Source organism: Streptomyces sp. NPDC020681, from assembly GCF_044334895.1.
Taxonomy (GTDB): Bacteria; Actinomycetota; Actinomycetes; order Streptomycetales; family Streptomycetaceae; genus Streptomyces.
In genome coordinates this window covers 747,451-765,292 of sequence record NZ_JBIRTX010000001.1, presented here as the reverse complement: position 1 = coordinate 765,292, position 17,842 = coordinate 747,451, and the positions used below count along the sequence as shown (strand labels likewise).

At 71.1% G+C, this 17,842-nt stretch carries 18 protein-coding genes; 9 read left to right on the top strand and 9 right to left on the bottom strand.

Features of this window, described 5'->3' with window-relative positions; genetic code table 11:
• Positions 1-67: 67 nt before the first annotated feature.
• The 6 genes from ACH4YL_RS03215 to ACH4YL_RS03190 form a co-directional block, all read right to left on the bottom strand.
• The gene (locus ACH4YL_RS03215; RefSeq protein ID WP_398504248.1) at positions 68-436 is read right to left on the bottom strand and encodes a hypothetical protein; all 369 of its coding nucleotides are present in this window, start codon (positions 434-436) and stop codon (positions 68-70) included.
• A gap of 162 nt (positions 437-598) precedes the next feature.
• On the bottom strand, positions 599-1,756 hold the full coding sequence (locus ACH4YL_RS03210; protein WP_398504246.1) for a methyltransferase: 1,158 nt from the start codon (positions 1,754-1,756) through the stop codon (positions 599-601).
• 64 nt (positions 1,757-1,820) lie between these two features.
• Positions 1,821-1,994: a hypothetical protein gene (locus ACH4YL_RS03205; protein WP_398504244.1), complete on the bottom strand. Its 174-nt coding sequence runs from the start codon at positions 1,992-1,994 to the stop codon at positions 1,821-1,823.
• A 53-nt stretch (positions 1,995-2,047) separates the two neighbouring features.
• Complete coding sequence (locus ACH4YL_RS03200) at positions 2,048-2,923, bottom strand: undecaprenyl-diphosphate phosphatase (protein ID WP_398504242.1); 876 nt, start codon at positions 2,921-2,923, stop codon at positions 2,048-2,050.
• Between the two features lie 121 nt (positions 2,924-3,044).
• Entirely contained in the window at positions 3,045-4,925 is a 1,881-nt protein-coding gene (locus ACH4YL_RS03195; protein WP_398504392.1) for an ABC transporter ATP-binding protein, read from the bottom strand.
• Positions 4,926-5,132: 207 nt separating this feature from the next.
• Positions 5,133-5,837, bottom strand: a complete 705-nt coding sequence (locus tag ACH4YL_RS03190) for a TVP38/TMEM64 family protein (RefSeq protein ID WP_398504240.1) — start codon at positions 5,835-5,837, stop codon at positions 5,133-5,135.
• Between the two features lie 49 nt (positions 5,838-5,886).
• Between ACH4YL_RS03190 and ACH4YL_RS03185 the strand changes: the two genes are divergently transcribed.
• The 5 genes from ACH4YL_RS03185 to ACH4YL_RS03165 all read left to right on the top strand — a co-directional run bounded on the left by ACH4YL_RS03185 (position 5,887) and on the right by ACH4YL_RS03165 (position 9,877).
• Complete coding sequence (locus tag ACH4YL_RS03185; RefSeq protein ID WP_398504238.1) at positions 5,887-6,585, top strand: DNA alkylation repair protein; 699 nt, start codon at positions 5,887-5,889, stop codon at positions 6,583-6,585.
• A 66-nt stretch (positions 6,586-6,651) separates the two neighbouring features.
• Positions 6,652-6,777, top strand: a complete 126-nt coding sequence (locus tag ACH4YL_RS03180; protein ID WP_398504236.1) for a hypothetical protein — start codon at positions 6,652-6,654, stop codon at positions 6,775-6,777.
• A gap of 117 nt (positions 6,778-6,894) precedes the next feature.
• Positions 6,895-8,067 carry an elongation factor Tu gene (gene tuf / locus ACH4YL_RS03175; protein ID WP_398504234.1) on the top strand — a complete coding sequence of 391 codons (1,173 nt, stop codon included), beginning with the start codon at positions 6,895-6,897 and terminating at the stop codon, positions 8,065-8,067.
• Positions 8,068-8,161: 94 nt separating this feature from the next.
• A complete protein-coding gene (locus tag ACH4YL_RS03170; RefSeq protein WP_398504232.1) occupies positions 8,162-9,010 on the top strand; it encodes a patatin-like phospholipase family protein in 849 nt (282 codons plus the stop codon).
• A gap of 21 nt (positions 9,011-9,031) precedes the next feature.
• Entirely contained in the window at positions 9,032-9,877 is an 846-nt protein-coding gene (locus tag ACH4YL_RS03165) for a spermidine synthase (RefSeq protein WP_398504230.1), read from the top strand.
• Here ACH4YL_RS03165 and ACH4YL_RS03160 read toward each other — a convergent pair.
• Together ACH4YL_RS03160 and ACH4YL_RS03155 are read right to left on the bottom strand one after the other, a co-directional pair.
• A complete protein-coding gene (locus tag ACH4YL_RS03160; protein WP_398504228.1) occupies positions 9,839-11,143 on the bottom strand; it encodes an MFS transporter in 1,305 nt (434 codons plus the stop codon). The two genes, ACH4YL_RS03165 and ACH4YL_RS03160, sit on opposite strands and share 39 nt — an antisense overlap.
• Before the next feature lie 48 nt (positions 11,144-11,191).
• Positions 11,192-12,208, bottom strand: a complete 1,017-nt coding sequence (locus ACH4YL_RS03155) for a hypothetical protein (RefSeq protein WP_398504226.1) — start codon at positions 12,206-12,208, stop codon at positions 11,192-11,194.
• A 107-nt stretch (positions 12,209-12,315) separates the two neighbouring features.
• On the opposite strand from ACH4YL_RS03155, the gene ACH4YL_RS03150 reads away from it, so the two are divergent.
• The 3 genes from ACH4YL_RS03150 to ACH4YL_RS03140 all read left to right on the top strand — a co-directional run bounded on the left by ACH4YL_RS03150 (position 12,316) and on the right by ACH4YL_RS03140 (position 14,042).
• Entirely contained in the window at positions 12,316-12,753 is a 438-nt protein-coding gene (locus ACH4YL_RS03150) for a DUF4442 domain-containing protein (protein WP_398504390.1), read from the top strand.
• 102 nt (positions 12,754-12,855) lie between these two features.
• Positions 12,856-13,524, top strand: coding sequence for a DedA family protein (locus ACH4YL_RS03145; RefSeq protein WP_398504224.1), 669 nt, complete (start codon positions 12,856-12,858; stop codon positions 13,522-13,524).
• Complete coding sequence (locus tag ACH4YL_RS03140) at positions 13,521-14,042, top strand: gamma carbonic anhydrase family protein (protein ID WP_398504222.1); 522 nt, start codon at positions 13,521-13,523, stop codon at positions 14,040-14,042. Before ACH4YL_RS03145 ends, ACH4YL_RS03140 begins: the two co-directional genes overlap by 4 nt.
• A gap of 119 nt (positions 14,043-14,161) precedes the next feature.
• Here ACH4YL_RS03140 and ACH4YL_RS03135 read toward each other — a convergent pair whose 3' ends face one another.
• A complete protein-coding gene (locus ACH4YL_RS03135; protein ID WP_398504220.1) occupies positions 14,162-14,713 on the bottom strand; it encodes an ATP-binding protein in 552 nt (183 codons plus the stop codon).
• 140 nt (positions 14,714-14,853) lie between these two features.
• On the opposite strand from ACH4YL_RS03135, the gene ACH4YL_RS03130 reads away from it, so the two are divergent.
• Positions 14,854-17,682 carry a LuxR C-terminal-related transcriptional regulator gene (locus tag ACH4YL_RS03130; RefSeq protein ID WP_398504218.1) on the top strand — a complete coding sequence of 943 codons (2,829 nt, stop codon included), beginning with the start codon at positions 14,854-14,856 and terminating at the stop codon, positions 17,680-17,682.
• The last annotated feature ends 160 nt before the right edge of the window (positions 17,683-17,842 follow it).

Sequence of the window (17,842 nt, the reverse complement as noted above, 5' to 3'; positions counted from 1 at the left end):
TGACTAAAACAGGAACTTCCGGAGCAGCCGGACGGCTGCTCCGGAAGCCGGCCACGCGGGGAGGTGGTTACGGCCGGTTGAGGCGGATGGAGTTGATCGGCGTCATGTTCTTGTCGATCGACCAGCCGCCGCCCGGCAGGTAGCCCTCGCATCCCGTGCCGTTGTACCCGGTACAGGTCTGCATGGTCGCACCGCCGGTCTGGTTGTTGACGATGCGGTGAACCCCGTACACGTTGCTGAGGTTGTGGGCCCCGTAGGTGTACCACTTGTGGCTCGGCCGGTCGTTGTTCCAGCTGGCGTCCGGGTACATGCAGACGTACCCGTCCGGGCAGCCGTGGTAGTCAGTGGCCCCGGCCTGGGCCTGGGTCGCACCGGCCACCGTCACCGCGCCGGCGGCGAACACGAGCGCCGCGGCGGTCGACATCATCTTGCGCATTGACTTCCCCCTGGAAGGTCTTGCTTCGTGCTGACGACCTCAGCCTGTCCCCGCTGCGCACCGGGGTCGACGGGTTGCCTGTTGACCGTCGGCGCAGCGGCCGGGAAACCGCCTGTGACCAGGCCGTTCACGGGAACGAGGTCAACGCCGAAAGCCTCGGCCCTACGTCCGTACGGCCTTCAGGACCACGAACTTCGCGTCGCTCGCGACGACTTCGCAGTTGCCGAAGAGCCGGCGCAGCCGCACGTGGTAGCCGAGGTGACGGTTGCCGATCACCCACAGCTCGCCGCCGGGCCGCAGCACACGGCGGGCGCCGCCGAACATCCGGCGGGCCGTCGTGTCCGTGGTCGCCCGGTGCGAGTGGAACGGCGGATTGTTCAGCACCAGATCGACCGAACCGTCCGGGATCCCGGACAGCCCGTCGCCGACGACGAATTCCGCCTTCGCGTCCGTGGTGACGTTCTCGCGGTACGTGGCCTCGGCCGACGCCACAGCCGAGAACGACTCGTCGACGAACAGCACTTCGGTTTCGGGGTTGGCCAGCGCGGCGGCCGTGCCGACGACGCCGTTGCCGCAGCCCAGATCCACCACCCGCTGCGGTCCGGTGCCGGACGGCAGATGCCGGAGGAAGAACCTGGTGCCGATGTCGAGGCGTTCGGCGCAGAAGATGCCGGCGTGATTGGTGACCGGCCGCCCCGCCACCACGCCCACGTCGTCCGGCAGCGCATAGCGCAGCGGCCAGGGGCTGGGTGTGCGCTCCAGGGCCGGATCCGGCGTGCAGAAGATCAGCCGGGCCTTCTTCACGGCCAGCGAGGTCCTGGTCGGGCCGATGATCCGCTCGAACAGCTTCAGCGTGGAGGTGTGGATCTCGCTGACCATCCCGACGCCGATGACGACGGTGTCGGCGTGGACGGCGGGCGCGAGCCGGTGCAGCTGGTCCTCGAGCAGCGCGAGGCTCTTCGGCACGCGGACGAGCAGCACGTCGATCCGCTCCGGCGGTACGTCCCGGGCCGACAGCAGCCGTACGTCACCGGCGTCGATGCCGTTGCGCGCCAGATTCGCCAGGGTCGCCTGCCGGCCGAGGAAGGAGTCGGTGATCTGCAGGGGGCTGTGCGGGGCGATCGACGCGGTGAGCGCGCCCCACCGGTCGCCGACGATCACCACGTCCCCGGAGAGGTCGACCGGAGCACTGCTCTCGGTTCCCTTGAGCTGCCGCAGCAGGTATTCGTCGGCGGCGTCCCAGGCGCGGAGGGTCTCGCGCGGGTCCTCGGGGAAGCGGGCGAGCTCGAAAGCGCCCCATGACGTGGTCAAACGGTTCATCGTGGAGTCAGGCTAGCCGAGTGGGCGCGCACCGGCCGCCCGGCCGCAACGGCGGCAGACCTGCTCAGGCCGCGCTCTGGACGTCCTCGAGCGCCGCCGCGGCCCACTCCACCACAAGTGCCTCGTACTCCGGTCGCCGCTCGTCGGGCAGCTGCCCGTCGGCCCACAGCTCACGGATGCGGGCGTTGAGTTCGGCGGCGGACGAAGCAGTTTCAGACTCGCGGGGAAGCAGGGACATGCCGACAGGCTAAGGCCTCGGTACGACAGCCGTCTTCCCCGCGACGGCGGGCCTCAGCCGCCCGACTCACCGGCGTGCGGGCTCAGCGCATCGCTTCCGACCAGGATGAACAGCAGGATTCCGAGCAGGATGCGGTAGATCACGAACGGCATGAAACTCTTCGTAGTGATGAACTTCATGAACCAGGCGATCACGGCGTAGCCCACGGCGAAGGCGATGATCGTCGCGAAGACCGTCTGCGGCCAGGAGACGTGCCCGCCGTTGGCGGCGTCCTTGAGCTCGTAGGCGCCGGAGGCCAGTACGGCGGGGATGGCGAGCAGGAACGAGTAGCGGGCCGCCGCCTCACGGGTGTAGCCCATCAGCAGACCGCCGCTGATGGTCGCGCCGGACCGCGACACACCCGGGATCAGGGCCATCGCCTGGCACAGGCCGTAGATCAGCCCGTCCCTGACGCTCAGCTCCTTCAGCGTCTTGCGCTGCTTGACGGCGCGGTGCTTGCCGCCGTCCTCGTCGCGCGCGGCCAGCCGGTCGGCGATGCCGAGGACGATGCCCATCACGATCAGCGTGGTCGCGATGAGCCGCAGATCACGGAACGGGCCCTCGATCTGGTCCTTGAGCGTGACGCCGAGCACACCGATCGGGATCGAGCCGATGATCACCAGCCAGCCCATCTGGGCGTCGTGGTCGCTGCGCATCGACTTGTCGGTGAGCGAGCGGAACCACGCCGAGACGATCCGGACGATGTCCTTGCGGAAGTAGATGAGGACGGCGGTCTCGGTGCCGATCTGTGTGATCGCGGTGAATGCCGCGCCCGGGTCCTCCCAGCCGGCGAACGCGGCGGTGAGCCGCAGATGCGCGCTGGAGGAGATGGGCAGGAATTCGGTCAGCCCCTGGACGAGTCCGAGGATGAATGATTCGAACCAAGACATGGAAAACTACGCCATCCAAGAATGCTCGCGGTCAGATGGCGCGTTGGTGTTCCCGATCATGCGCCAGTGCTCCGGAAGCCTAGCGTCCTTGCGATAAGGGTCTTGTCGCGGGGCCCGAGGGTCACTGCTGCTGGGTCGGAAGCACGGTGCGCTCCGTGGCGTACTGGGCCGCCTGGATCGCGTACAGACCGCGGAAAACCTTCGGTCCCGGGGTCCGCTCGGACAGCAGCTCGTCGAAGGTGCCGCTCTCCACGACCCGGCCGCGGTCCAGGACATGGATCAGATCGGCCGCACGGACCGAGCCGAGCCGGTGGGTGATCAGAATGACCGTCTGACCCGAGTCGGCCAGCCGGCGGATCTGCTCGAAGAGCTGCTGCTCCGCCTTGGCGTCCAGCGCGGAGGTCGGCTCGTCGACGATGAGGATCTGCCCGGCGCGGAAGTGCGCGCGGCCGAGGCCCAGACGCTGCCACTCGCCGCCGGAGAGCTGGTGGCCGCCCTTGTATCCGCGGGCGAGCAAGGTCTTCCAGCCGCGCGGGAGTTCCTCGATCAGCCGGTCCGCGCCCGCGTACCGGACGGCGTCCTCGAGACGCTGCCGGCTCGGCGGGGCGTCGGGACGGCCGATGGCGATGTTGACCTCGGCGGTGAAGGGCCAGTGGTAGAAGTCCTGGCCGACGACCGCCACTCGGGAGACCAGGTCCTGGCGGTCTGCCTCGGCGGCGTCGACGTCGTCCCACAGAATGCGGCCCGCGTCCGGGCGGTAGAGCCCGCAGAGCAGCTTGACCAGTGTGGTTTTGCCGCTGCCGTTCTCGCCGACGAGCGCGACGATCCTGCCCGTCGGGATGGTGAGGCTCGCGCCGTCCAGGGCCCGCTTGTTGTCCTTGCCCTGGTAGGTGAAGACGACGTCCTCGAAGGTGATCCGGGCCGGTTCGGCGGGCAACGGCAGTCCGCCGACCGGGATGGCGCGTTCGACGGCCTCCTCGCACAGCCGGTGCAGGTCGCCCACGAACAGGCTCTCCTCGTGCAGGAAGTTCACCTGCAGGACCAGGTTTTCGAGGCTGGACGAACCGGCGCGGATGGCGAGGACGGCCGTGCCGCCGACGGACAGCGCCATCATGCCCGTCCACAGCAGTCCGCCGAGCGTGGCGTACGCGGCCGCCGTCGCGACCCCGGTCCACCCGGCCGCGATCAGTCCCGTACGGGCCGCGAGCCGTGCCAGCCGCCGCTGCTCGGCCTCCCGCGACTCGGACATCGTCCGGAAGTGGTGCAGCAGAAAGGGCCCCACATTGTGGACGCGGATCTCGGGCGCGGCCTCCGTGGAGATCAGCAGCCCGCTGATCAGCTGTCCGGCCCGGGCGTGCTGCACCCAGGCGTGGAACGAGACATAGCGCCTGCGAGCCACGGACAGGGCCGCCCACGCGCTCGGCAGCGTCATCGCCACGAGCAGTGGCAGCAGGACGGGGTGGAGAACGGCGAGCACACCGGCCGCGGCGATCAGCGACAGCAGCGCACCGATGACATTGGCGCAGTACTTCACCATGCGGCGGGCCGAACTCGCCCCGTACTGGGCGCTGTCCAGGAGCTTGTGGAACTCCTCGTCCTCCACCGCCTCCAGCTCCACCCGCGCGGTGTGCGCCAGATAGCGCTCGGTCGCGACACGCTCGACCTTCGGCTCCAACTGGCCGGTGCCGGCGGTCGACATCGCGCGCAGCACCGCGTTCGCGAGGGCCACGAAAGCGGCAACGGAGAGCGCGGGCGCCGCCGCCGAGAGCCGCTCGGCAGTGCTGCCACCGTCCAGGAGATGGGCGAGCACCCGGTTCGCGGCGATCAGCCCCACCGCCTGTCCGACGCCCCGCCCGAATTCGGCGCAGGCCACCAGACGCAGCGCGCCGCGGTCCGCCTCCCACGCCAACCGGCCGGTGAGGGCGAGAAGATGGGGCAGCTGGGTCACCATGGACCGTAAGTTCAGCTGGAGAAAGCCGTCCTCGTGCTTGTTCCAGCCCATGTCGTAGCGCAGCGGCCCGCCGAAGAGCAGCTGTTCGGACTCGGAGGGCTCCACGTCGAGCTGGTCGGCGGGCGTCTTGTCGGCAGAGGAGTGGGGCGTTGCGGGCTTCGCCATCGGTGCTCCTGTCGCGGGGCGGGCGGGCGAGCGGCACGGCTCGAGACTTCGAGTCTGACCCGCCGTGGCCCAGGACCGTCGCGAAACAGCCGGTCAGCGGGCCGGCAGCCGGTGCCGTTTGCGCCAGGCCAACCAGGCCGCGGCAAGCCCGGTGACCACGATGAAGCCCATGGCCACCAGAAACGCCGGAGAGGTCGGCGAACCGGCCCGGCTGCCCGCGATCACATACGCCGCCGTGTTCGGGATCACGCCGATGGCCGTCGCCAGGAGATACGGAAGCCAGCCGATGCGTGAGACCGCCGCGCAGTAGTTGATCCCGGCGAACGGCAGTCCGGGAAAGAGCCTGATCGCCAGCATCGAACGGAAGCCGTGCATGCTCAGTTGTCTGTCCGCCGCCTTCAGCCAGCGGCCGCGCAGCAGCGGCCGCAGCGCGTCCTGGCCGAGCAGCCGGCCGAGCCCGAAGGCGATGCCCGCACCCAGCACCGACCCGATCATCGCCGAGACCAGTCCGGCCTGTGAGCCGAAGAGCGCGCCTGCCGCCAGATTGAGCAGCGGCCGTGGCACGAACGCCGCGGTGCACGCGCCGTACGCCACACCGAACAGCACCACCGCCGCCGCACCGCTCAGCTGCGGCGGCCAGCCCGCCGCGAGCAGCCGCTGCGGCTCGTACAGCAGCACCAGCGCCGCTCCCGAAGCCAGCAGGAGCACCAGCAGCGACAGCCGCGACCATGGCGAGAACAGCGCGCTGGCGCAGCGGACGGCAAGGCCGGCGGAGGGCCGGGGGGCGGGCTCGAACACCCGGGGAGACTAACCGACAGGGGGATGTGATCGCCGTAGTGTGAGTCTCATGACGCCCGCAGTGCCGCAGAGCGATCTCGCCGACACCGTGATGGAACGGCTGACCGCCCTGTACCCCACCGGCGCCGACCCGGAGCGGGCCGCCGGGGCCGCCGCGTACATGAAGGGCATCGCGCCTTTCCTGGGCCTGTACACCGCGGACCGGCGCGCACTGTCCCGCTCCGTGCTCGACGGGCTGCCCAAGCCGGACGAGCCGGACTGCACGGCCGTCGCCCTGCGCTGCTTCGAGCTGCCGGAGCGCGAGTACCACTACTTCGCCGTCGACTATCTGCGCCGGTACGTGGGGCGCTGCTCCTCCGGCTTTCTGCCGGTCGCGGGCCGGCTCGTGGTCACCGTCTCCTGGTGGGACACCGTCGACGCGCTCGCCTCGCACACCGTCGGCCCGCTGGTGGCCGCGGACCCGAAGCTGACGTCCGAGATGGACCGCTGGATCGACGACGAGAACCTGTGGGTGGCGCGCACCGCTCTGCTGCACCAGCTCCGCTACAAGGAGGCGACCGACGCCGATCGGCTGTTCCGCTACTGCCTGCGCCGCGCCGACCACACCGACTTCTTCATCCGCAAGGCGATCGGCTGGTCGCTGCGCGAGTACGCCAAGACCGATCCGGACGCGGTGCGCGCATTCGTCGACGGTGCCCGCGACCGGCTCGCGCCGCTGTCCGTACGAGAAGCGCTGAAGAATCTGTGAGCTGCTGAACTTCCGGGCGGCGAAAACCATTCGACGCGGCGAAGCGCCGTGAGCGAGCATCGACGCATGTTCCGGTACGCCTTCCCCGCAGCGCCGTCCGCAGTCGCGGACGCGCCGAAGGCTGCCGCATTCCTCTTCATCGCAGCGGCCGCAGCCGCCGCAGCGGCGCTGCTCGGCGGCGCCCGAAGCTGACCCTTCCCGGATCGTCCGGCGGACCCCGCAGGGGGAGGGTCGGCAAGGCCCAGGGGTCCTCAGCACGCTTCGAGATCTCGTCTGCCGAGATCACGCTTCGAATTCCGAGGAAGAACCATGCCCAAGACGGCATACGTGCGCACCAAGCCGCACCTGAACATCGGCACCATGGGCCACGTCGACCACGGCAAGACCACCTTGACCGCCGCCATCACCAAGGTCCTCAGCGAGCGCGGGACCGGCACGTTCGTGCCGTTCGACCGGATCGACCGCGCGCCGGAGGAGGCGCAGCGGGGCATCACCATCAACATCGCGCACGTCGAGTACGAGACCGACACCCGGCACTACGCGCATGTGGACATGCCGGGCCATGCCGACTACGTCAAGAACATGGTCACCGGGGCGGCGCAGCTCGACGGGGCGATCCTTGTCGTCTCGGCGCTGGACGGCGTCATGCCGCAGACCGCCGAGCACGTCCTGCTCGCCCGCCAGGTCGGCGTCGACCACATCGTCGTCGCCCTCAACAAGGCGGACGCGGGCGACGACGAGCTCACCGACCTGGTGGAGCTGGAGGTGCGCGAGCTGCTCAGCGCCCACGGCTACGGCGGCGAGGCCGTGCCGGTCGTCCGGGTCTCCGGGCTTCGGGCGCTGGAGGGCGACCCGCGCTGGACCGCCGCGATCGAGGCGCTGCTGGACGCCGTCGACACCTATGTGCCGATGCCCGTCAGGTACACGGACGCGCCGTTCCTGCTGCCGGTGGAGAACGTGCTCACCATCACCGGCCGCGGCACGGTCGTCACCGGCGCCGTCGAGCGCGGCACCGTCCGCGTCGGCGACCGGGTCCAGGTGCTGGGCGCGGACGTCGAGACGGTCGTGACCGGCCTGGAGACCTTCGGCAAGCCGATGGAGTCCGCGGAGGCCGGTGACAACGTCGCGCTGCTGCTGCGCGGTCTGTCGCGGGACGCGGTGCGCCGCGGCCATGTGGTTGCCGCGCCCGGCAGCATCACGCCGAGCCGGCGCTTCACCGCGCAGGTGTACGTCCTCTCGGGCCGTGAGGGCGGTCGTACGACGCCGGTCTCCACCGGCTACCGGCCGCAGTTCTACATCCGCACCGCGGACGTCGTCGGCGACGTCGACCTCGGCGAGCGCGCCGTCGCCCGGCCCGGCGACACGGTCGGCATGACCGTGGAGCTCGGCCGCGACATCCCGCTGGAGCCGGGGCTCGGCTTCGCGATCCGTGAGGGCGGCCGCACGGTCGGCGCGGGCACGGTGACCGAGGTCGTCGGCTAGAGAGCCCTGCGGCTGTTCCACGTACTCATCGGTACGTGGAACAGCCGCCTGTGCCTACGCTGCTGCCACCACACCACGGCGGAAGGCGGCGGGGATGGGCGACACGGCACTCGTACTCGGTGGCGGCGGGCTCACCGGCATCGGCTGGGAGGTCGGCATCCTGCACGGCCTGGCGCGGGCCGGAGTGGACCTCGGCACCGCCGACACGGTGATCGGCACCTCCGCGGGCTCCGTCGTCGGCGCGCAGTTCACCTCCGGGCTGCTCGGCATCGACGAACTCTACGCACGCCAACTCGTGCCGCCCGACGGGGAGATGGCCGCGAACATGGGACCGGCCATGCTCGCGAGGTACGCATGGATCGTGCTGCGCTCGAAGAACGCGCAGACCTACGGAGTTCGGATGGGCCGCATGGCGCTCGATGCCCGCGCCCCGGAGCAGTCCGTCCGCCGGGACGTGATCGCAGGGCGGCTGCTGTCCCACGAGTGGCCGGTGCGGCGACGGCTCGTCGTGACGGCTCTCGACGCCGCCACCGGCGAGTTCCACGCCTTCGACCGGGACAGCGGCGTCGGACTCGTCGACGCGGTGGCCGCCAGTTGCGCGGTGCCGGGTATCTGGCCGCCCGTCGCGATCGACGGCCGGCGGTTCATAGACGGGGGAGTGCGCTCGTCGGCGAACGCCGATCTCGCCGCCGGACACGGCAAGGTGATCATCGTCGCGCCGATCGCCGTCGGCGGCGGGCCCATTCCGGCACCCCGCGTCCAGGCCGCGAAGCTGCGGGCCAAGGGCGCGAAGGTCGTCCTCATCACGCCCGACCGCGCGGCCCGGAAGGCCTTCGGCCGCAATGTCCTGGACCCGGCCCGGCGCGCTCCGGCGGCGCGGGCCGGCCTGGCGCAGGCCGCCGCGCACGCGGAGCAGGTCGCTGCCGTCTGGGGACCTTCCTGAAACGGCTGAAACAATGGAGCCGTGGACGAGCCGATACCCGTGACGCGCGCCTTGGACAGCGGCACCGCCAAGCTGATGCCCGACGTCGACCGCGAGCGGGCCTGGCTGCTGACCGTGAACGGCGCGCCGCAGTCGTACGTCGATCTGGACGCGCCCACGCACCTGGAGTTCGAGTACACGAGGCGGCTCGCGCATGTCGTCGACAGCTTCGCGGACGAGGGCGAGCCGCTCGATCTGCTGCACCTGGGCGGCGGGGCGATGACCCTGCCGCGCTATGCCGCCGCGACCCGCCCCGGCTCACGGCAGGACGTCGTGGAGGCCGACCGCGGACTGCTCCGGCTGGTCGCCGAGCATCTGCCGCTGCCCGCGGACTCGGGCATCGAGGTGCACGGCGCGGATGCCCGCGCCTGGGTCGAGGCGGCCCCCGCGGACTCGGCGGACGTGCTGATCGCCGATGTCTTCGGCGGCTCGCGCGTCCCGGCCCACCTCACCTCGCTCGAATACGCGCAGGCGGCGGAACGCGTTCTGCGGCCGGTCGGAATCTACGCCGCCAATCTCGCCGACAGCGCGCCGTTCGCCTTCCTCCGCTCCCAACTCGCCACCTTCGCCGCGGTGTTCGAGGAGCTCGCGCTGATCGCCGAGCCGGCGGTACTGCGCGGCCGTCGCTTCGGCAACGCGCTGCTGCTGGCTTCCCACGCCCCGATCGACATCGCGACACTGGCCCGCCTGACCTCAGCCGACGCCTTCCCGGCCCGTGTCGAGCACGGTCCTGCGCTGAGGCGGCTCATCGGAGCGGCGACGCCGGTACGGGACACGGACGCGCAGGCGTCACCCGAGCCGCCCGACGGCGCCTTCAGCATCGGCTGACGGCGTCGCCGCGGCGCCCGCGACCTGCTTGGTGCGCCGGGTCAGATTCCGTACGTCGGACACGAACAGCACCGCGGCGGTGACCAGCACCACCAGCGCCGCACATCCCCACAGCGACTCGCGCCGCCCGAACAGGCCCTCCGCGGGTCCGGCGAGCGCGGTGGCCAGCGGCAGCATCGCCACCGAGCCGAACCAGTCGTACGCGGAGACCCGGGAGAGTTTGTCCTCAGGGATCTCCTGATGCAGCGCGGTCATCCAGGACACCCCGAACACCTCGATCGCCACACCGCTCAGCAGCATCACGACCGCCAGCCACGCGACGGGCAGCGGCACGGCGAGTGCGGCGGAGGGCGCGGCGAGCGGGAAGACGCAGAGTGTTCCGGCGAACAGCAGCCGCCTCGGCTTCCAGCGCATCATCAGCACCGCGCCGCCCAGCGTGCCCACGCCGAACGCGGCGAGCGCCACGCCCCAGGGGCCGGCGCCGCCGAGCTCGTCCCGCGCGACGAGCGGCCCGTACACCGACTCGGCGGCGCCGACGACGGCGACGACCACCGAGAACTGCGCGACGACGGCCCAGAGCCACGGCCGGCCCTTGACCTCCTGCCAGCCCTCGCGCAGATCGGACAGCAGTCCGCCGCCGGGCTTGCGCGGCCGGATATGACTGACGTCGAGGAATCCGCGCAGGGCGCCGGCGACGGCGAACGCCGCGGCATCCACGGCCAGCACCCAGCCGGGCCCGAGGGCCGCGATCAGTGCACCGCCCAGTGCCGCGCCGCCGATGGCCGCGCCGTGCATCGCCATCCGGAAGAGTGCGAAGGCCCGGCTGACCTGTTCGCCGCTGACGCTGGACATCAGCATGCCCTCGGCGGCCGGGTTGAAGAACGCCTGACCGGTGCCGCCGAGCGCGCTGAGCAGCATCATGTGCCACAGCTGCGGTTCGCCGGCCAGGACGAGGACGGCGAAGACGGCCTGCGACACACAGTTGAGGGCGTTGGCGGCGACCATCACTCGATGCCGCGGCAGCCGGTCGGCCACCGCGCCGCCGATCAGCAGGAAGAGTACGAGCGGCAGCGTGCGGGCGGCCGCGACCAGACCGACGTCGCCGGCGTCCCCGCCGAACTGGAGCACCGCGAACGCCGCCGCGATGAGCGCGCCATGGCTGCCCAGGTTGGTGACGACCGCGGCGGCGGTCAGCAGGGTGTAGTTGCGCCCCGCCCACTCGGGACGTCGGCGGGGGCGGCGGGCCGGAGCGGCGGGACTGTTCACCTGGGGACTATCCCCGCCGCCCGGCCGACTTGCCAAACCGGCTCGGCGTCAGCCGGTGGACGTCTTCGCCAGCCGAACCGTGCTCAGGATCTGCTGGATCGTCGCATCCGGGACCTCGTCCGGGACGCCCTTGTTGGAGTAGAGGACCCACGACTTGAACTCACCGGCGGCGTCCTTGAAGGAGAAGGCGATCGCCTTGCCGTCGGTCTCGCACTTGTTGTCCTTCTTCACACCGATCGCGGTGGCCGTGGCGATGCTGCCGGCGAGCCCCGACTTGGTGGTGTAGGGCGTCGCCTTGTTGACCTTGACCGTGCCCTTGGGCTCGGTCTGGGCGTAACCGGCCCAGACCCAGTTGCCGGCCTCGTTGTACGCGGCCGTCGAGGCGTCCTTCGCGCCCTTGCCGCCCTTGGTGCCGACGGTGCTCATGCCCCATTCCTCGAGGTCGCCGTCCTTGTCGGTGTCGAAGGTGCACCACTTGGACTTGTAGTGCGCCGGTGCCGACATCACGACGACGGGCGAGCCGTCACCCTTCTTCTCGTCCTCGAAGAAGGTGCTCACGCCCGAGCCCGACACCTCCCAGCCGGGCGGCACGTCGAACTGCGTGCCGTGCTTCGGGTTGGTGACGACCTTCCACCCCGCGATCGTCGGCTTGGCGTCCTCGCCGCCGCGCGGGTTCTCCGTCGGCGACGCCGGAGGCTGGCTGGGCGTCTGCGACGGCGTCTTCGAGGCGCTGACCTTGCCGTCGTCGGCCGTCGTCTTCTTGTCGTCGTCCTTCAGCACGATCACACCGGTGACAACCGCTGCAGCGACGACCGCCGTGGCCGCGACGATCGCCACGATCGTCGTCTTCTTCTTGTCGTCCTGCGGCGGCTGCGGCCCGCCGGGCGGCTGCCCGGGAATGCCGTACGGAGCGGTCGGCTGCTGATAGTCCGGCTGCTGGTACGGGTTGGGCTGCTGGTACCCCGGCTGCTGGTACGGATTCGGCTGTTGGTAACCCGGCTGCTGGTACGGGTTCTGGTCCTGCGGGTTCTGCTCGCCCCCGGGCGGCTGCTGTCCTGGCCACATGGCGAGTAACGATAGAGGTGTGGCGTGTTCACTTCCACGTCCGCCCCCGCCTGGGGATTCCCAAGCGTGCTACTCGTGGGTAACATCGCGGCATGAGCGCTGATCAGATGTCCGTCGGCGAGATGCTCGCCGCCACGGTTCCCATGGCCCGGACCCTCAACCTGGAGTTCCTGGAGACCACCGCCGAGCGTGCGGTGCTGCGCATGCCGGACCAGCCCGACTTCCACAACCACGTCGGCGGCCCGCACGCCGGCGCGATGTTCACGCTCGCCGAGTCCGCGAGCGGCGCCATCGTCCTCGCCGCCTTCGGCGACCAGCTGTCGCGGGCCGTGCCGCTCGCCGTCAAGGCGGAAATCGGCTACAAGAAGCTGGCGATGGGCGTCGTCACCGCGACCGCCACCATCGGCCGGCCGGTCGCCGAGGTCGTCGCGGAGCTGGACGCCGGCGAGCGCCCGGAGTTCCCCGTCAACATCGAGATCCAGCGCGCGGACGGGGCGGTGACCGGCGAGATGACCATCGTCTGGACGCTGCGCCCCAACGCCTGAGCCTCGTCCGGAGCCCGTGGATCGACCAGGTAGGCTGCCCGGCGTGCGCCGCAGGGGGCGCACGCCGGGCAGCGGTATCTGCACACACGGGAGGAACCGGCGTTGCACGTCCAGGAGTGGCTCGAGACCGTTCCCGCGGTCAGCATCTACATCCTGGTGGGGGTGGTCATCGGGCTCGAGAGCCTCGGCATCCCGCTGCCGGGTGAGATCGTCCTCGTCAGCTCGGCACTGCTCGCCTCCCAGCACGGTGAGATCAATCCGTACATCCTCGGCGCCTGCGCCACGGCCGGCGCGATCATCGGCGACTCGATCGGCTACGCCATCGGACGCAAGGGCGGCCGGCCTCTGCTGGCCTGGCTCGGCGGCAGGTTCCCCAAACACTTCGGCGAAGCCCAGATCGCGATGGCGGAGCGCTCGTTCGAGAAGTGGGGCATGTGGGCCGTCTTCTTCGGGCGGTTCGTCGCGCTGCTGCGCATCTTCGCCGGGCCGCTCGCGGGCGTGCTGCGCATGCCGTACTGGAAGTTCCTCATCGCCAATATCTTCGGCGGGATCCTCTGGGCCGGCGGCACCACCGCCGTCATCTACTCCGTGGGCGTCGTCGCCGAGGCCTGGCTCAAGCGGTTCTCCTGGATGGGCCTCGTACTCGCCGTCCTGGTCGGTCTCACGTCGATGCTGGTGCTGAAGAACCGCGCGAAGAAGGCCGCGGCGCAGGCGGAGACGACCGCGGCGGCCGCGGCCGCTGCGGAGCCCGAGCCGGAGCCGGTCCGATGACGTCGCGGGCGTTGATCGCGGGCGTCGGCGGCAAGGAGCCGAGCATCGCGCCGGACGCCTTCGCCGCTCCGACGTCCGTCGTGCTCGGTGACGTCACCATGGCCGCGGGCTCCAGCGTCTGGTACCAGACCGTGCTGCGCGCCGACTGCGGCCCGATCGTCCTCGGAGCCGACTCCAACATCCAGGACAACTGCACGGTCCATGTCGACCCAGGCTTCCCGGTCACGGTCGGCGCACGAGTCTCGGTCGGGCACAACGCCGTGCTCCACGGCTGCACCGTCGAGGACGACGTGCTGGTCGGCATGGGAGCCACGGTCCTCAACGGCGCGCACATCGGGGCGGGTTCGTTGATCGCGGCGCAGGCGCTCGTCCCGCAGGGGATGCATGTCCCGCCGGGCTCGCTCGTCGCGGGCGTGCCCGCGAAGGTCAAGCGTGAGCTGACCGAGGAGGAGCGGGAGGGCATCAAGCTGAACGCGGCGGCGTATGTCGAGCTGGCGAAGGGCCACCGCGAGGTCTAGGGCCTGTCGTCCGGATCTTGCCGGGCTCCGCCCAGGCACCTCGTCCGGCGCCGCCCCGGAACTGCGCGGCTCAGGCGCGCGCAGCAGCGCCCGAAGGGCGCACCCTCCGGGAAACGTTGTCAGATACAGCCATCCGGCTCGGTCGCCAGGTCCGGAAACCGTTCGCTGCCCGCCATGGGCTGACGCCCCACACCCCATGCACTGCCGCCGCCGGTGCGCACGGGCATGACGATCTCCGCCGCGACCACACTGCCCGCCGGATGCCGGCGCGTCATCGTGCGCGTGGCGAACGCGTCCACGAGCCGCAGACCCCGGCCGAGTTCCGCGTGCGCGTCCAGCGGTTCTTGTCGTCGGGTATGCCGGTGTTTCCACCGGCCGCCGTCCCTGACCTCGGTCGTCAGCGTGTTCCCGCGGACCTTGATGGCGAGCGCGACCCAAGTGCTGCCGCTGTGCAGCACAACATTGCTGACCAACTCGGTGACGATCACCGAAAGCGCCTCGTGACACTCGTCGTGGAGCCGCCATCGGCGGGCCACGGCGCGCGCGAAATGGCGCAGCACCCGGGCTGATTCCGGAGTCGCCGACATCGCACACTGCGCGAGACCCTCATTTCCGCCGTGCGCCATATGGACGGTGGGCGGAGATTGGGAGGGCTCCTCTGATGCGATCACGTCGGCTCCTTCTGCCCAGGTGGACGCCTGGGCCAGCACGACTACGCTCGCTGTCGCGGCAAGCTCGGCGCAATTGGGGAGACTGAAGTACGGATACGTAAAGAAATGAAATGCCCGGAAATGTCGAGGAGAGTGAGCCGGTGAGCACGCTCAGTGACGCAGTCTGGGAACGGTGGCTGAATCAGCGACTCGCGCACACCGCCCAGCAGCCCGCGCTTCTGCTGGTGGAAGGGCGGGCCGGAACAGGCAAGACCAGACTGGTCGACCGGCTGCTCGAACTCGCCGAGCCCGGACCCCGGCCACGCGTCGTGCTGACGTTCACCTCCTCCGGTATCGCCCTGACACACCACGCGACCCGTCTGCCGCGTCCGGAACCGAGCGGCGGCCCGGCCGCGGGCCGCACCCGCCTCGAAGCACCCGCGCTGCCGCCGCGCCTGTACCAGGAGCCCGCGGCGCTCGCCGAGGATCTGGCTCCGCTGCTGGAGACCGGTGGCCCGGTGCTGCTGGTCGCCGACGATGTGCACCGCGCCGACCGGGGCAGCGGGGATCTGCTCAGGCGGCTGCTCGAAAGACCGCCCACCGGTCTCGCGGCCGTACTCGCCTACCGTCCCGAGGATCTTGAGGAGCCCGGACTGGTGCTCGGGCGGTCCGTGGCCTATCCGGCCGGGCTCTCTGTGCTGCGGATATGCCTCGAACCGCTCGACGTGGAAGACGTACGGCGGATGGTGGAGGACCGGCTGGGCCCCGAGTGCTGCCCGCCCGAGCTCATCACCCGGATCCATGAACGCTCGGCCGGGGTGCCACAGGTCGTGGTGGACCTGGTGCGCCAGCTTGAGGACGCGTACGGCCCGCGGGAGCGGTACACGGCCAAGGACGTGGACGCGACCGGCACGCCCGTACGGCTCGCCGAGCTGATCATCGGCCGCCTGGCCGCGCTGCCGGAGCACGACCGGGCCGTGGCCCGCGCCGCGGCCGTCCTGGATGGGCCGAGCAGCGCCGACGAGCTGTACGCCGTCGGCGCGCTGCCCACCGACGACGGTCGCCAGGCCCTGATAGCCGCCCTGCGCGGCGCCGTGCTCGAGGAGCGCGGCCGCGATCTGTACGGCTTCCCGTCGCCGCTCGCCGGCGCCGCGGTCTACCGCGAGGTACCGGGTCCGCTGCGGCAGGACATGCACCGCAGGGCCGCCGATGTGCTCGCCCACCGCCGGCCGGTGCCCTGGGCCCGGCTGGCGGCGCACCGGTACCGCGGCGGCCAGGTCCGGGGCTGGCTGAAGGCGGTCGAGCGGGCCGCTCTGCAGTGCGCGGAGGCCGGCGAGCACCAGACGGCGATCGACCTGCTGGAACAGGCGCTGTCGTATCCCGCCGTCCCGCGCGACACGCGCGCCCGGCTGGCCCGGCTGCTCGCCCACAGCGCCGTACTGGGCCTGCACACCGACCAGACCGTGCAGGTGCTGCGGCAGATCCTCGACGAGCAGTCGCTGCCGCCGACCGTCCGCGGCCAGATCCGGCTCGACCTCGGCCTGGTTCTGTACAACCAGGCCGGCATGGGCCTCGAAGGCTGGGTGGAGCTGGAGCAGGCGGTCGACGAACTGGCCGCCGAACGGCCCGCGCTCGCCGCCCGTGCGATGTCCGCGCTGGCCATGCCGGTGATGTCGGCGGTGCCGCTGGAACGCAATCTGCACTGGCTGGAGCGGGTCCAGAAGGTGGCGGCCGAGAGCCACGACGAGGAGGCGCGCGCCGCGGTCGCCGCCAACTGCGTCGCCGTGATGCTGGAGACCGGCGACTCGTCGGCCTGGGACGTACTGGACCGGCTGCGCGGCGAGGCCGATCACGCCGAACTGCTCCCGCACGTGGCCCGCGGGCTGGTGAACGCGGCCGACGCCGCGCTGTGGCTCGGTCATCTGCCGCGCGTCGCCGAACTGCTGGAGGAGGGCGTTGATCTGGCGGCCCGCGGCGGAGCGTCGTATGTCGAGCAGGACGGCCGCGGGACCGGGCTGCTGCTGGACTGGGTGACGGGCCAGTGGGAGGGACTTGCGGTGCGGGCGCGCGCCTTTGTGGCGGAGACCGGTGTCATGCCCGGCCCCGCCGCCGACGCCCGGATAGTCCTCGGCATGCTCTCGCTGGCGCAGGGGGAGTGGCAGCAGATGGCGGCCTGGCTGTCCGGCGAGGGTCATCCGCTGCCCGTCGGTTCGCCGTTGCCGCATGTCGCCGCGGCGGCCGGCGCGCTCGTGCGGACGGCGCTCGCCCGCGGCGACACCGACACCGCCGCGTCGGAGGCGGCCGCCGCCTGGGACCGGTTGCGCGACAAGGGCGTGTGGCCCTGGGCGGCCGAACTCGCGCCGTGGGCCGTCGAGGCGACCGCCAGAGCGGGCCGCCACGAGGTCGCGGAGCGGATGACGGAGGAGTACGAGGCGGGCCTGAAGAGCGATGTCATGCCGTCGGCCTCGGCCGCACTCGACTGGTGCCGCGGCATCCTGCTGGAGACCGCCGGCAAACCGGCCGAAGCGGTACCGCACTTCAGGGACGCGGCCGACAAGTACGCCGAGATGCCCAGGCCGTACGCCGCGGTCCTCGCGGCCGAGGCGGCCGCGTCCTGCCTTCTCGCAGCGGGCGACGACGCCGAACCCGAGGCCTTGGCAACCGCCGTGGAGTCCCTCAGCACCTGCGTACAGCAGCTGACCGACCTCGGCGCCGGATGGGACGCGGCACGCGTGCGGGCGACGCTGCGCGCGCACCAGCCGGCCGCCGAACAGCGGCCCCGCGGCCGCCCCAGCTACGGCGACCAGCTCTCGCCGCGCGAGCAGGAGGTCATCGATCTGGCCTCCGGAGGGCTCACCAACCGGGAGATCGCCGCGACGCTGCATCTGTCGCCGCGCACGGTGGAACAACATGTCTCGCGGGCCAGGCGGAAGCTCGAGTCGCAGTCGCGCCAGCAGCTGAACCGGTCACGCAACAAGGGGTCGGGCTGAATTTCTTGCGTATCCGTAGATCGCGGCAACCGGATAGCACGATGACGGAACACGGTCATAGCGTCCTCTCACCGAAAGCGGAATGCACCGTTACCGTGTCCGGAATGCGGTGACCCGAGTGCCCGCCCTCGGTGCTGTGCCCGGTGGCCGGAACGAAGGG

What these genes read in the sequence shown, in the direction of transcription:
- ACH4YL_RS03205 (WP_398504244.1), bottom strand. Translation starts at nt 1,994, where the DNA reads ATGTCCCTGCTTCCCCGCGAGTCTGAAACTGCTTCGTCCGCCGCCGAA.
- ACH4YL_RS03215 (WP_398504248.1), bottom strand. Translation starts at nt 436, where the DNA reads ATGCGCAAGATGATGTCGACCGCCGCGGCGCTCGTGTTCGCCGCCGGC.
- ACH4YL_RS03185 (WP_398504238.1), top strand. Translation starts at nt 5,887, where the DNA reads ATGACGCCCGCAGTGCCGCAGAGCGATCTCGCCGACACCGTGATGGAA.
- ACH4YL_RS03140 (WP_398504222.1), top strand. Translation starts at nt 13,521, where the DNA reads ATGACGTCGCGGGCGTTGATCGCGGGCGTCGGCGGCAAGGAGCCGAGC.
- tuf (WP_398504234.1), top strand. Translation starts at nt 6,895, where the DNA reads ATGCCCAAGACGGCATACGTGCGCACCAAGCCGCACCTGAACATCGGC.
- ACH4YL_RS03180 (WP_398504236.1), top strand. Translation starts at nt 6,652, where the DNA reads ATGTTCCGGTACGCCTTCCCCGCAGCGCCGTCCGCAGTCGCGGACGCG.
- ACH4YL_RS03155 (WP_398504226.1), bottom strand. Translation starts at nt 12,208, where the DNA reads ATGTGGCCAGGACAGCAGCCGCCCGGGGGCGAGCAGAACCCGCAGGAC.
- ACH4YL_RS03195 (WP_398504392.1), bottom strand. Translation starts at nt 4,925, where the DNA reads ATGGGCTGGAACAAGCACGAGGACGGCTTTCTCCAGCTGAACTTACGG.
- ACH4YL_RS03210 (WP_398504246.1), bottom strand. Translation starts at nt 1,756, where the DNA reads ATGAACCGTTTGACCACGTCATGGGGCGCTTTCGAGCTCGCCCGCTTC.
- ACH4YL_RS03200 (WP_398504242.1), bottom strand. Translation starts at nt 2,923, where the DNA reads ATGTCTTGGTTCGAATCATTCATCCTCGGACTCGTCCAGGGGCTGACC.
- ACH4YL_RS03170 (WP_398504232.1), top strand. Translation starts at nt 8,162, where the DNA reads ATGGGCGACACGGCACTCGTACTCGGTGGCGGCGGGCTCACCGGCATC.
- ACH4YL_RS03150 (WP_398504390.1), top strand. Translation starts at nt 12,316, where the DNA reads ATGTCCGTCGGCGAGATGCTCGCCGCCACGGTTCCCATGGCCCGGACC.